The organism is Bacillus sp. RSS_NA_20 (assembly GCF_020165915.1).
In the GTDB taxonomy this organism is placed as follows: domain Bacteria; phylum Bacillota; class Bacilli; order Bacillales; family Bacillaceae; genus Bacillus; species Bacillus altitudinis.
The window spans coordinates 2,186,348-2,198,822 of the sequence record NZ_JAIUKW010000005.1; the positions used below are offsets into that span (position 1 = coordinate 2,186,348).

Genomic DNA, 12,475 nt, shown 5'->3' on the forward strand with positions numbered 1-12,475 from the left:
CTTCCTTTCAATGATGAAACTTCATTCTATATGAAACAGTTGGACAACTAAGAGTGAATAATATACCACCCAACATTGTACATCGAAGCGACTGGAGTTGCAAGAAGCATTGTCAGCACAGAGACGTATTCACATAAAAGCTAGTATTTTCCACTATCCTTTTAGCAAACTTGTATAAACCTTCTTCAACTTGGCTAATCTAATACCATCAAATCTTATGGGGGTTTAAACACATGTCAAAACAAAGACAAGATGCTTGGTCAGAGGAAAATGATCTCCTTCTGGCAGAAACCGTCTTACGTCACGTCAGAGAGGGCAGTACACAACTGAACGCATTTGAAGAAGTTGGAGACAAGCTAAACCGTACCTCAGCGGCATGCGGATTTAGATGGAATGCTGTCGTGAGGCATCAATATGAAAAAGCATTGGCACTTGCCAAAAAACAGCGTAAACAACGCATGCGTGCACTCGGCAATGGACAGCCTGCGAAAAAACGTTTGCTCTATCAGCCGCAAGTTGAAGAAACGATCACACAGGAAGAGTTCTCTCAAGAACTGGAACCTGCGCAAGAAGAAACATTTGCACCTGCAGCCGAAACAGCCGAACAACTTCAGTTTGTGGATCAAAGCTACAATGAAGAGTTAGCTAGTTTATCACATTTATTGTCACAGGCTTCTCAAGTGACAGAGAAAAAGCCAGAAGCCAATCCATTTGGGCAGCGCCAAGAGTTAACCATTGAGGATATCATTGATTTCTTACGCCGCTATGAAGGCGATGGACAGCAATCATCTGCCTTACGGATGGAAAACAGCCGGTTAAAACGAGAAAACAACGAACTTTCACATAAAGTGTCTCAACTAGAAGCTGAAGTGAAAAAGCTTGAAAAGGATCAGCTCACCATTCAAGAAGATTATGAAACACTCGTCAAAATCATGAACCGTGCAAGAAAACTAGTTTTGTTTGAAGAGGACGACAGTGCCGCACCAACCTTTAAAATGGACCGGAACGGCAACCTTGAAAAAATGGCAGAATAACCAAAAAGTGCTCCCCACCTGCGGGAAGCACTTTTTTAAATATCCAAAAATAGCATCACGCTAAAAAGGACATTGATCAAGAAGACGAACATAAAAATGTACCTAACTTGCCTCACCTGAAAATCACCAAAGATAAAAATATAAAGCCCTGCGATACCAAGCGTCAGTACAGGCTGAAGAAACGGCACGAAAAGCGAAATGCCGTAGCCGGCTCCTATGATGACAGGAAGCCATAATAAATAGAGATAACCGCCATTTTTGGATTTCAAGAAAACACTCCCTCTCTTTCTTCTATCTGCTTGATTTCAGGCTGAACAAACTTGAGTCCGGCCATTGTACGTCTGCGTTTTTGTGATGTCCAAATCGCAATCGCCGGCTGATCCGTTAGAGATTCTGTGTCAATGGTGATCCGCACTTTTCCATTTAATTCAATTGAATCTTCAAACTCAATTTTGCACCCAGATAAACTGATATCATGTATGATCACCGGCATCTTCTCTTCTAGTCGGTCCTCATAGGCGATCGTACCTGTCACACCTTGCAAAGGCCTTCTCATCCATTTGCGCCGCAGAGCCTTTGGTACCTTCTCCGTTTCTCTTAAAAAGCGGAGAAACGTCCGAACAGCATACGATTTTTTCTCACGATCCGTCATCGCTACATGCTCTCGTGTGAATAAGAAACGGATCAGTGATAAATACTCTGATTTTTGTGTGTCAGTAAAAGCAACACCAACCATCAGCTTGTCTCCCTCTGGATAGCTCCAAACCACGTCACACGCCACACTTTCATCCTCTGAAAAGAATAATTGCGTTTGTCCTTGATAAAGAGAAGACGCTTGGTCCAATGGAATGGATAGACGCGCACCTGAATCACTCATATCTAGTAGAAAACAAGCAATCGACTGATCTTGATGATCAGAACGAAGATGCCCCTCTTTTTCAATGACAAATCGCTCTGATTTCCGGTAACGCGGTCGATCAAACGCCACAAGCAGTGCCATGAATAAGCCTGCACCGTTATAAAGCACCCAAAAAATATTAATCAACATGAGATCAGCGTTCATCGTCCCATTTACCTTCACATCGTAACCTATTTTCACAAGGGCAAGCAATGAGAGCAGCAAGAAGATCAGATGGGGAATCATCGTTTTCAAATGAAAATGCCTTTTGTCCGTTTGAATTCCCTTCGGTGTGACCAGAAATTCAACACGTTTTTTCAAGAACAGTTCACTGAGTGCCACACCAGCTAAGTGGAATGCCATTGAACTTTCATAAATATGACTCCAAAACATACTTCTTTTTTGATTCGACACAAGTTTAAATGCTAAATACGAGCTAAAGAACGCCGGCAGCCAAAACATGAAAACCGACTGGAAATCTGCCCAGAAACTTTGAATACCAAACAATAAAAATAAAATCGGTGTGAGAATATAAATCATTTTAAACAAACCGTTAAACCAATATACAATGCCATCTAAATAAAGAACACGCTGCATAAGCGTTAAGCCGCGCACCTTCAAAGGATTAAACTTACGGGCACACTGAATGTTCCCTCTCGACCAGCGATCTCTTTGCTTTAACAGATCAAGCCAGCTTTCAGGTGCCAGACCGACGGCTAATACTTCTCCGACAGACACAGATTTGAATTTCCCCTGAAGAAGCATTCCTGTTGCCATGTCTTCTGTAATAACTCCAGTCGCAAATCCGCCAATTTCATCTAATGCCGTTCTTCTAAATACCGTATTACTCCCAACATACATGACGGCATTAAACCGATCCTTACCAGCTTGGAGAGTTTGCATGAAGAAGTCCTGCTCATTTGGAATTCGATCTTTCGAGAACATATTATATTGGAAAGGATCTTCGTTATAAAACGCCTGTGGAACTTGAACAAACGCAGTTGCTCCATCATGAAAATAGGGCACTGTTTTTTCTAAAAAGGAAGGAAGAGGGACCATATCTGCATCAAGTGTCAGAATCAGCTCTCCATCCGTTTGAGACATCGCATGATTTAAATTACCTGCCTTAGCAAATCTGTTATCTGTTCTTGTCAGATAATGAACACCAAACGCAGAAGCAAGCTGCTCTACTGCTTCCCTATTGCCATCATCACATAAATAAATTTGAACGCTTTCCTTCGGATAAGAGAGATTCAAACAACCTGCAACAGTGCGTTTCAGCACCTCAATTGGTTCATTATATGTAGCTATGAAAATATCAACTGTTGGCAGCCTTTCAAGATCACTGATCATGACTTGTTTCCGATTTGAAGGCTTCCAAACCAGTGTATAAAACACAAGCAACTGGATAAACCCAATGCATTCACAGGCAACAAGCAAAATGCCCATGACAACATTAAAAGTACCTTCATGCGGCAATGTAAAGAAGAGGCGCCAGCAAATATAGGCAGCATTTGTTAACACACATAGCACAATGATGACTTTTTTCACAGTAGAGGCCATTGGCTGGATACGATATATCATATACAACAGAGACAAAATACAAAGCATAAACAGCGGGTAATACGTGGTGATGAATGACAATACATTTTCCTTCTTTCTTATGTCATAAAGGACTATCACATATAAAATGTCATAGCAAAGGAGGGGATTCTTCCATTACATTGCCCCTCCATGTCTATATAAATCATTTCCACAATCGATCTAACTGATTTGAATAAAAATCAATGGCCTTTCGATAACTCAAAATAGCAGGATCGTTTGTCGTTTCAGTTAAACAGTTCAGTAATATTTCCATGGCTTTGTTATGTTCATTTAAATTATACAAAGTCATGGCATAAAACGTTTGAATGGCTTTATTATGCGGATAAGCTTCCATCGCATGGAGGAATATCTGTTTTGACTGTTCATATTCCCCTATGGTTCTGTATGTACTTCCTAATCCTAAAAAAGCATCTTCTCTTTCTTCTGAAGACAAACCTAGCTCAAGCGCCCTCTCATAAAAAAAGACAGCTTGTTTTTCCTTCCCTAACACATCATAGCTCCAAGCACATTGATAGTGAATGGAGGCATGATCTGGATACTCTTCTACAAGACGGATGAGCATGTCATTGGATTCTTGAAGATGTCCACTTTCTCGAAGTTCAATCGCTTTCAGAAGTTTCGTTTCCATTACATCACCCCTATTTTTAAGATGGCTGGAAAGATATGTTTACGAGAACACTTTCTCATTCCGCTCAATCATCCGTGTCATGTTCTTCTCAAACTCCAGTTGTTCCTCGGTGGTCAACCCTGAAGCGGTCAGTTGCTCGCTCAGCTTTTGAAGTTCTTCTAGTAAAAGACGCATGAGAAGCGCACAGTCAATGGGTTCTCCAGTTAATTCTGATAGGGATGCCATCGTATCAGGCTGTATATCAGGGAATACCGCTTTCACCTCATGCCGTTTATCCTTTAAGGCCGCCTCATAAAAACGGCGAATCAAATCAGCTCGTTCCCGGCCGCTTCCATCTGCACACAAATAGATCTGCACAGCGACCCCTCCGCGTAATCTACGCTGAGAAATGCCGGCAAATTTCTTTCCATTGATGCTTAGATCATAGCTGCCCGGACAATAAGATCCGACAATCTCATAAGCTTCAATGTCCACCTCATACAGCGACAGCATCCGGCGGATCAATTCCACCATCGCATCATATCCTCGGTCAATATCAATGCCCTTCTTTTGTTCCGCAAAGATTAAAGACACATTCAGTACGCCTTCATCCAGCACAACAGCAAGACCGCCTGAATTGCGCACAATCACGCGATATCCCTCTTTCGCAAGAAGCTTTACACCATCTTGGAGAAATGGAAGTCTTGTATCCTGAATCCCAAGAACGATCGTATTGTGGTGCACCCAAGAACGCGCTGTCGCTGGTGAGAGTCCTTTCCCGACCGACGCACAAAGCGTATCATCCATCGCAAAAGATTGCTTTGGGTCTACATAGAGACCAAGGCTCGATTGATCTATGATTCGCCATGTCGGCTGCGTCAATAACTCAATAGGTTCATTTTTCATGTCCTGCATATCCTCTCGTTCATAAACTGTGTTTATTATAACATGGAGGGAGAATGAGAGAGAAAAAAGCTCTATGACAAGGAACGTCACAGAGCTTTTCAACTGGATTTGGTTTTCTTGTTCTTCCTTTTCGAAATGAAATAAACAGCTGCAATCAAAACGACAGGAACCCCAACCACGAGGCATGCAGCGATCAATGTGTTCCACGGCAAATCGATCATCTCCTTAATAGACTAAACTTCTATGAAACAGCCGTGACTTACCCAGCTTAACAAGTCTTCAGCCACTAATTCCGCATGCTGAGGGTCCATCACACCAACATCGACGATCCACACTTTTTTCTCTTCTTCTGCCTGCCGCATAAGAAATACTCGCCCGCCGCCATCGTCACCAATGGCTACATAGCCGCTGGCATAATGATGGACTTCCCATGTTTTATTGCGTTCTACAATGTCTTCAGTTCCGTATAAAAGCAGGTCGCCTCCAATGGAACATCCATTTGATTGTTTCAGTAAGACTTGATGGGCATAAGGAAACATCATATTTAGTTCAGCTTCTGCCTCTTTGATATGTATATCACTTGCTGGTTTGTTTATGACCAGGTTGGGAATCTGAGAAAAATGAATCATTTTGAAAGCCTCCTAAAAGGTTGAACTAGCGTTTATTCAGCTGATTTTGTCATAATCATTTTATACACCCGCAGGAGCACCTTTAATAGAAAATAGAAAATGATGACATCGAGTATAAAACCAAAAAATAGAAATTCAACACCATAATTTGAATGCAGGACTAGCCAATCAATGGGAAAACCCCGATAAACCGAACCGGCATGTGGGACATAAACCCCTCTCATAAAAGCTGTCCCAATGACGAGAAGAACACTGATGCTTAATAGCCAATTGACTGTTTTTTTGTTGATGTGTTTTTTCTGATTCATACGAATTCCTTTCTGTGTTTTTGTATCGCTTTCTAATACAAAGACTTCTACCTATCACTATATAATCAATACAACAATTCTTTTAGTAGACTTTCCGCTTTATGTAATTCATCTAAGAATGGATTTAGATAGTCATTATGACTATCCAAGTAAGCCCTAACTCCGCCAATGATAAAGATCTTTTGGAGATCATCATTGGCTTGCATGATTCTTTGGGCATTCTTGTATCTTCTATATATTAATTCAAGTACACCTTGATGGATCTCTTGCGAATATTCTTTTTCTAGGATGTTGATGACCGTTTGGATTTGTTTCTTTAGTTCTTGTTTTTTGTGCATTTAATGCTCCTCAAGACTTCGGCTCATACTAATAAATATCTAACCGTTGACAATTAAAACTTATAAAATCGCCTTCATTTATATCTCCCGGTATATTGTAATCTAATTCTAATAAAAGTCCGCCTACCTTCACTTTTTCATCACGCTTATCAATTAATTGTCCTAAAAAACTATAACTGAAATTATCATCTAATTTTTCAATTCTATACTCTGACAATTCAGCTTTCACTAAGTCTGACACGTCTAAACAATAAATAGGTTCTAATAGTTCATTTTCTTCAAGGTAATTTAATGGTTGAGCAAAACACATTATTTCCAGTTCGCCATCTGTTACAATCACTTCAGCTTCTGAGGCTTCTTGTGAAATCCAGTTTATTTTTTTTATTTTCAATACGGTCACCTTTTCTATCACTTATTCTCATTTTTTTCGAAAAGAACCTGGTCTTTCCCACTCCTATTAGAGGTTCAGTTAACGATACATTCAGGTGAAAATTTCACAAAAACAGAGTTTGTACCATCATCCATCATTCTTTTTAATTCCTTACCTAATGAATAATTAGAATCTGGTTCTGTTTGCAATACACAAACAATATTTCCACCCTCACCTTGAGTAAGACAGGTTAATTGTAAATATTCATTGTTATCATAAATAAAAGAAACGATGTAATCATAGAAATTACCTTCTAGGTTATCCTTATTTAATTCCTCCGTAAAAACTCTAACTACGGTTCCGGCCCATATTTGAGTATCATCTTCAACTTCCTGAACAGTTATCCAATCATTATTCATCATTCTATTACATCCCTACTTTAATCCTACTTTCACTTCACCATCATGAAATATTTCAATAACATAACCAGAAGATGGTGAAAAAATCCATGTATCAAAACTGACTGCAGTAACATCATCTATAGCTTCAAAAACTTTATCTAAAGTAGATTGAATAATTGGTAACGTCCCTTCATCCCAAATGATATAAACAACATCATTATACTCATCCATTTTTTGATTTAAAAAGGATTGTATCTCATCAAACGTATTCACTTCAGCATAAGAAGATAAATTTTTCCATTCAATTTGCCCCCAATCAGAAAATGGAAATGAACTTTCAAAATGGCTTAATATTTTCTCCCTACTATTATCATATAAAACGTGTACATTCTCACCAAGTGCCTCAATACATTCTTCAAATAAACTCATATAAAATCTCCTTATCTATTCAGATGTTTTAATAAAGATTTAAAAGTACCTTCGTTACCTTCAAATGGTATAGCGATTTTCTTTGCATTAGCTCCTTTGCCATTACGAAAATCTTCAATATTTATATGTGGTCCCTTATTAGGATCATAATCTAATCTCCATCTTACTTTTCCGTCAGCAGACTGCCTACCAACAACTTTACCATACCCAGCACTCGACTTAAGCGTACCTGTATATGGTTGTGCATTGGGTCCTAGGTCTCCAACTAAGTCTACTGTCTTATTTCTGGCTTGTTCATAGGTTTTAACTTTATCTAATATTTGTTCTCCTCTTCCAATACCCTTTGCACTCTTCTCAACCCTCTTAGCTACCTTCTCCCCTTTAATAATCTTAAAAACATATTTCCCCACTTTAACAATGTTAGCGCTTGGAACCATGTACACCCCTGATACCAAACGATCCATACCTGCGACTTTATCACCTGTTATTGGATCTCTTCCTGTAATAACCCGAATCGCGTCGTTTATTCCTGTAAATTCAACTGCTGCATTTAAAATATTTTGGGGTTGATCGCCTGTTTTCACATCAGAAATCGGTTTAACGCTCTCAATCGTTACTTTGTTTTTTTCTGATATCCGTAACCGATACAGCATTCCATCTCTCATGACTTCAACCGTCTTTGCATTTTCGAAGTTAATCTTTTTGTACTCATTTAACTTGTATACTTTTCCATTTAAGGTTACGGTGGTTTGATTAATTTTACTAGACGACATTTCTCGAACCACCGTATCCACATTCGCCTGTTCTTTCTCATTCAATTTCTTCAGCATGATCATCATCGGATTGTCTTTCGGATTGTCTATTTTGTCATTCAATCCGCTGATCGTGCTGTTTATTTTTTCTTCTTTTCCATTTTTGAAAATAGACCCTTTTTGATAGCTCGTGATCTCGATTTTTGGACCGGTGAACATGGTGCTTAGCGTGTTGATGTATTGCTTCATTGTTTGCAATGCACTTGTTGTTTCATTCATAGCACTTGTTTGTTCTCTGTCAAAGGCATGGAGCAGTCCAATGGTTCTGGATGTCTCAAGCCACGCTTTTTGATAGCTCTGTTGAAAAGCAGACTCGTCTACATGAGGCAAGTGAACGATATGACTGACCCTGCCGATCGCCTGGCTCACATCTGAAACAATGTCAGAAATCGCTCGCTCTGCTTTTTTTAAGCCTTGATCAAGTTCGTGTTCAATAAATGCTTGTGATATAAAGCCGTGCTGATTTGATTCAAGTGTATGAAGCGCCTGCTTTGTTTGTTTGAGCGCAGAGCTGTATTCCTCAATGACAACCTGAAAAAATTGCAGGAAGGGAATATGGCATTCTGTATAAAAGGAGCGGATGGCTTGTCCCGCCTCTCCCTTTAGTGCGCCATCAAGTGAGATGATCTGTTGGATTTGTTTTTCTATGGAGCTAATCTGTTGTGATTGCTGTTTTAATGTATTCAGCGTTTGGTCAATTCCGTTTATTAGCGCAAAAGCATCAAGGGTTTTCATTGCGTTCTCCTTTATTTTCTTTTACTGCTGGAAGCAAGCGCCTTGTCCGTTTCGATCATGGTGTTCACCGCTTGTTCTGTTTGTACAAGTTGTTTCTGAAGAATGTCTATGTAGGACGTACTTAATTCGTTCAGCTGCTGATTGATTTTTTCTAATGTGTCTGCCGTCAGGAGCTGATTTCTTCCTTTGATGGTTGTTGGAAGTGTTGCATTCATTTGAGCGCCTGATTGTTTTGCATGCTGCAATACTCGTTTGACCTGACTGGCATCTATTTTAATTTCTCTGCTCATGTGACTACCCTCTTTTTTCTTCCAGTTGTTTCTGCTTTTCTTTCTCTATTTTTCTTTCAACCGAATGAATTTCATGTTCTAATGAATGGATCTCTGATTTTAAGTCGCTGATTTTCTCATCAATTCGGTTCACTAGATTGGTCAGCTGTACACTTTTTATCTCTTGACTGGCGGATACCATCTCGTCTCGAATGTCATCAAACGTATCTGCGAGATGGCCAAACCATGTATGTGATGTCAGATCTGGATGAGTCATTTTCTTGTTAGCATCTGCCAGAGCAGACTTTGCTTCTTTGATTTCTTTTCGACACATGTTCAGTTCTATGATTTGTTCTTTTTTTATGGATATGTCTGCCTTTAACGAATACAAGGCTGTTGTATAACCGATGATAGCTCCAGACATCGTCAAACACCTCTATTCCTCAAATAGTCCTCCGTTATGTTACCATTTACTAGCACAAGAGGCATATGATTGAAAACGAATTCACTAAAAAATGAATCGTATGTATTGGGTTTTTATACCTAATTCACATAAAAAAGCTGAATCCTTCGATAGGATCCAGCTTTTGATGGTTATTTTAAAGTTTCAGTGACTGATGCTGGGTCATGATCGTTACATGCAGCGTCTTTCTTCTCAGGGATATAATGGAGTGAAAACCCGACAAGGCTAAAAAAGGCACTTAACACCAGTGTTGGGTTTTTAAATAGGTTCGTACTAGCAATGATCATATCTCCCTTTTGCAAGAGTATTCCTAGTATTTGACCGAATACCAACAACGTTCCTGACGTTAGGAATAGGACAAGCAGCACTTTAAATAAGAATTCCATCAATACTCTCATCTGTTTCTCCTTTCTATACGGGAAGTATCTCCATTCCAATGAGCCAGCCAATGCCAACGATCGGAAGCATATAATAGAGGATCAGTGGGATAAAGGTTTTTTCTGGTCTGGCCCCTGCTAGACCAGAAGCGATAAATATGGACCCTGATGCAGGCGGGGAAGCGCCTTCAGTTGATGAAAAAGCAAGAATGGCAACTACAGCCACAACTGGGTCCACTCCAACTGAGATCAAAGCTGAAAATGAGACAAGCCCAACAGCAGTTAACGTGGCTGTTGAAGATAGAGGGCCTGCCACCAGTGTGACAAGAACACCCACAATGAGCACCATGAGCCATTTCGGAATGGTAAGTACTGATGTGATTTGCGTCAAATCTTCTGCGAGTCCTAATTCAGCAAGCACTTGACTAGCAGCCACTGCAAACAGCATCAAAGCGCCAATCGTTGTAAACTTAGGAATGGCAGACTTGAAAAACTGAGACCAATCTAAAGCAGACGCCTTGCTTCTTCCAATTGTTAAACTAATCAGCATCATGAGAATCGGAATCCATGTAATTAAAGATATTTGATCCATTGCCTCTGGTCCGATGTTTGGGTTACTTTTTAAATAGTTTGCCAGAGGACCAATCGTGACAATGATAGGAATCAAGGCACCGAAAAAAATAAAGATCGACTTCCACCCTTGTTTTACCGCTTCCCAGAAAGGAAGAATATCATCTGGCGGCATGGCCTGAATTTTATTCTTTTTCACCAGGAGATACACCAAAATAAATCGGTATACGACTTGATACAGTCCTCCTATTAGAAGGGCTATATATAAATCTCCCTCAGATACAAGGGCGGCAACTGGGGCAAACCCAAGCATGATAAACATGGAAGAGTTCGGAGGCAGTGCCGCTCCAAGTCCGCCATTCCCTGCTAGAATCGTGGCCGTATGGGTCCGGCTCCACCCGGATTTAATCATCCAAGAGGCCGTGATAGAGCCAGTCGCAGCTGTGTTTGCAGAATTTGAACCTGAAAGAGCGCCTAACACTGCTGAACCTAACGTACTCATATAAGCTGCTCCACCAGGAAGTTTCCCTACAACAGAATTCAAGATTCGTAAGAGTGCATGAATTAATTCCAACTTTTCGATTAAATAGGCCATGAATACAAATGCGACAGCTGCATAAAGCACCTCATATGTGGATGCAAAGATTAAACCATCCCAGAAAAGTCTTAACGCATCCAATCCGCCAAATAATGTGGTCGCAATAAAGCCTAATAGCATGGCTTCTCCCATATTCCGCTTCACGACGACATTCCATATAATGATGACAGCTATGAACACAATCAACGCAATAAAACCCATATCGTTTCTTCGCCTCCCCTTCATTAAATAAAACGCTTACAAATTATTCCCCTTGCTGCATCACGTCAATGACTTCTTCCCAGCTAGCAGGTTTTACCCCGTCAAATCGTTCAGCAAAGTGAAAATCTGCTAATCTCTCAAGCTTCTGTTGTGCTGCCCGAGACATACTGGCATCAATCTCTGCTTCATCTAGCATTTCAATAGAGCCAAGAAGCTCTACTGCCCGTCTTTTTGCATGCAATGCACTCCCTGTCACAAGACGGTTCATGGTCTCTTCAAAACTTTTGCTATCGATTGTATCGCTTAGTGAAGAAATCACTTGATGTTCCACATTATATTTTTTGGAAATTTCCAAAAATTCAATCAAGAGACCGACAATCCCCTTCATATAAATGCTTCTGATTAGCTTTAGTGCCGAAGCATCTCCTGGCTGGTCACTAATTTTTGTGATATTCATGCCATAAGCATTCATTACTTTCATGAATTGGTCAACTCCACTGCCGCTTGCCGTGATCGGAACCTTGTGTTTGTTGATTGGAAGAGGCCCTAGCATGGCGGCATCTACAAATAGAGCTTCTTGCTTTTCAATTTCGTTTGCTACTTGTTTTTTGATGTCTGGTGTTGATGCCGATACATCTACATATAATTGATTCTTTTTCAAACTTCCCGATACGGATTGTGCCACTTCTAAGGTTTTATTCGCTGGCACAGCTGCAATCACAAGATCAGATTTCTCAATGACTTCTCTAATACTGCTCGTTAATTGAACGCCTGTTTGCGATGCTTTTTCTTTCAACAAGCCAGCTAATTTCTCACTTTGTAATAGGACATCATACGCATAAAATTGATTTAACCCTTCTGTTTTCAATCCCGTTGACAGCTCATATGCTGCTTCACCATATCCGATAAAGCCTATTTTCATCAC

Annotated in this window: 17 protein-coding genes; 1 reads left to right on the forward strand and 16 read right to left on the reverse strand. The window is 40.2% G+C overall.

All coding sequences use genetic code 11. The features are described 5' to 3' along the window. The first annotated feature begins 233 nt into the window (after positions 1 to 233). Positions 234 to 1,034, forward strand: coding sequence for an RsfA family transcriptional regulator (locus LCD32_RS16895; protein ID WP_007497717.1), 801 nt, complete (start codon positions 234 to 236; stop codon positions 1,032 to 1,034). Positions 1,035 to 1,069: 35 nt separating this feature from the next. On the opposite strand, the gene LCD32_RS16900 is transcribed toward LCD32_RS16895, so the two are convergent. The 16 genes from LCD32_RS16900 to LCD32_RS16975 form a co-directional block, all read right to left on the reverse strand. Further along, a complete protein-coding gene (locus tag LCD32_RS16900; RefSeq protein ID WP_008343557.1) occupies positions 1,070 to 1,303 on the reverse strand; it encodes a DUF5970 family protein in 234 nt (77 codons plus the stop codon). Then, positions 1,300 to 3,576, reverse strand: a complete 2,277-nt coding sequence (locus LCD32_RS16905; RefSeq protein ID WP_224564307.1) for a glycosyltransferase — start codon at positions 3,574 to 3,576, stop codon at positions 1,300 to 1,302. Before LCD32_RS16905 ends, LCD32_RS16900 begins: the two co-directional genes overlap by 4 nt. A 103-nt stretch (positions 3,577 to 3,679) precedes the next feature. Next, entirely contained in the window at positions 3,680 to 4,165 is a 486-nt protein-coding gene (locus tag LCD32_RS16910) for a tetratricopeptide repeat protein (RefSeq protein ID WP_008343561.1), read from the reverse strand. Positions 4,166 to 4,204: 39 nt separating this feature from the next. Further along, positions 4,205 to 5,050 carry a biotin/lipoate A/B protein ligase family protein gene (locus LCD32_RS16915; protein ID WP_008343563.1) on the reverse strand — a complete coding sequence of 282 codons (846 nt, stop codon included), beginning with the start codon at positions 5,048 to 5,050 and terminating at the stop codon, positions 4,205 to 4,207. A gap of 233 nt (positions 5,051 to 5,283) precedes the next feature. Continuing rightward, the gene (locus tag LCD32_RS16920) at positions 5,284 to 5,679 is read right to left on the reverse strand and encodes an SMI1/KNR4 family protein (RefSeq protein ID WP_224564310.1); all 396 of its coding nucleotides are present in this window, start codon (positions 5,677 to 5,679) and stop codon (positions 5,284 to 5,286) included. Between the two features lie 32 nt (positions 5,680 to 5,711). Then, positions 5,712 to 5,987: a hypothetical protein gene (locus LCD32_RS16925; RefSeq protein ID WP_048002983.1), complete on the reverse strand. Its 276-nt coding sequence runs from the start codon at positions 5,985 to 5,987 to the stop codon at positions 5,712 to 5,714. Positions 5,988 to 6,052: 65 nt separating this feature from the next. Next, positions 6,053 to 6,325, reverse strand: coding sequence for a hypothetical protein (locus LCD32_RS16930; RefSeq protein ID WP_048002984.1), 273 nt, complete (start codon positions 6,323 to 6,325; stop codon positions 6,053 to 6,055). Positions 6,326 to 6,353: 28 nt separating this feature from the next. Further along, positions 6,354 to 6,716 carry a hypothetical protein gene (locus LCD32_RS16935; protein ID WP_017360093.1) on the reverse strand — a complete coding sequence of 121 codons (363 nt, stop codon included), beginning with the start codon at positions 6,714 to 6,716 and terminating at the stop codon, positions 6,354 to 6,356. A gap of 74 nt (positions 6,717 to 6,790) precedes the next feature. After that, complete coding sequence (locus LCD32_RS16940; RefSeq protein WP_048002985.1) at positions 6,791 to 7,117, reverse strand: hypothetical protein; 327 nt, start codon at positions 7,115 to 7,117, stop codon at positions 6,791 to 6,793. Positions 7,118 to 7,129: 12 nt separating this feature from the next. Continuing rightward, positions 7,130 to 7,525, reverse strand: coding sequence for a hypothetical protein (locus LCD32_RS16945; protein ID WP_017360095.1), 396 nt, complete (start codon positions 7,523 to 7,525; stop codon positions 7,130 to 7,132). Between the two features lie 11 nt (positions 7,526 to 7,536). Beyond that, positions 7,537 to 9,072, reverse strand: a complete 1,536-nt coding sequence (locus LCD32_RS16950) for a T7SS effector LXG polymorphic toxin (protein WP_224564317.1) — start codon at positions 9,070 to 9,072, stop codon at positions 7,537 to 7,539. A gap of 11 nt (positions 9,073 to 9,083) precedes the next feature. Then, positions 9,084 to 9,362 carry a YwqI/YxiC family protein gene (locus tag LCD32_RS16955; protein ID WP_008343583.1) on the reverse strand — a complete coding sequence of 93 codons (279 nt, stop codon included), beginning with the start codon at positions 9,360 to 9,362 and terminating at the stop codon, positions 9,084 to 9,086. Positions 9,363 to 9,366: 4 nt separating this feature from the next. Then, a complete protein-coding gene (locus tag LCD32_RS16960; protein ID WP_224564320.1) occupies positions 9,367 to 9,765 on the reverse strand; it encodes a DUF5082 family protein in 399 nt (132 codons plus the stop codon). A gap of 170 nt (positions 9,766 to 9,935) precedes the next feature. Then, the gene (locus tag LCD32_RS16965) at positions 9,936 to 10,202 is read right to left on the reverse strand and encodes a hypothetical protein (RefSeq protein ID WP_045033886.1); all 267 of its coding nucleotides are present in this window, start codon (positions 10,200 to 10,202) and stop codon (positions 9,936 to 9,938) included. A 13-nt stretch (positions 10,203 to 10,215) separates the two neighbouring features. Next, positions 10,216 to 11,550 (reverse strand): TRAP transporter large permease subunit, encoded by a 1,335-nt coding sequence (locus tag LCD32_RS16970; protein WP_045033885.1) that lies wholly within the window; start codon positions 11,548 to 11,550, stop codon positions 10,216 to 10,218. Positions 11,551 to 11,593: 43 nt separating this feature from the next. Further along, complete coding sequence (locus LCD32_RS16975) at positions 11,594 to 12,472, reverse strand: prephenate dehydrogenase/arogenate dehydrogenase family protein (protein WP_224564322.1); 879 nt, start codon at positions 12,470 to 12,472, stop codon at positions 11,594 to 11,596. Between the last annotated feature and the right edge of the window lie 3 nt (positions 12,473 to 12,475).

Coding starts and splice junctions, on each gene's coding strand:
- LCD32_RS16895 (WP_007497717.1), top strand. CDS start 234: ATGTCAAAACAAAGACAAGATGCTTGGTCAGAGGAAAATGATCTCCTT.
- LCD32_RS16910 (WP_008343561.1), bottom strand. CDS start 4,165: ATGGAAACGAAACTTCTGAAAGCGATTGAACTTCGAGAAAGTGGACAT.
- LCD32_RS16915 (WP_008343563.1), bottom strand. CDS start 5,050: ATGAAAAATGAACCTATTGAGTTATTGACGCAGCCGACATGGCGAATC.
- LCD32_RS16920 (WP_224564310.1), bottom strand. CDS start 5,679: ATGATTCATTTTTCTCAGATTCCCAACCTGGTCATAAACAAACCAGCA.
- LCD32_RS16925 (WP_048002983.1), bottom strand. CDS start 5,987: ATGAATCAGAAAAAACACATCAACAAAAAAACAGTCAATTGGCTATTA.
- LCD32_RS16930 (WP_048002984.1), bottom strand. CDS start 6,325: ATGCACAAAAAACAAGAACTAAAGAAACAAATCCAAACGGTCATCAAC.
- LCD32_RS16940 (WP_048002985.1), bottom strand. CDS start 7,117: ATGATGAATAATGATTGGATAACTGTTCAGGAAGTTGAAGATGATACT.
- LCD32_RS16945 (WP_017360095.1), bottom strand. CDS start 7,525: ATGAGTTTATTTGAAGAATGTATTGAGGCACTTGGTGAGAATGTACAC.
- LCD32_RS16950 (WP_224564317.1), bottom strand. CDS start 9,072: ATGAAAACCCTTGATGCTTTTGCGCTAATAAACGGAATTGACCAAACG.
- LCD32_RS16955 (WP_008343583.1), bottom strand. CDS start 9,362: ATGAGCAGAGAAATTAAAATAGATGCCAGTCAGGTCAAACGAGTATTG.
- LCD32_RS16960 (WP_224564320.1), bottom strand. CDS start 9,765: ATGTCTGGAGCTATCATCGGTTATACAACAGCCTTGTATTCGTTAAAG.
- LCD32_RS16965 (WP_045033886.1), bottom strand. CDS start 10,202: ATGAGAGTATTGATGGAATTCTTATTTAAAGTGCTGCTTGTCCTATTC.
- LCD32_RS16970 (WP_045033885.1), bottom strand. CDS start 11,550: ATGGGTTTTATTGCGTTGATTGTGTTCATAGCTGTCATCATTATATGG.
- LCD32_RS16975 (WP_224564322.1), bottom strand. CDS start 12,472: ATGAAAATAGGCTTTATCGGATATGGTGAAGCAGCATATGAGCTGTCA.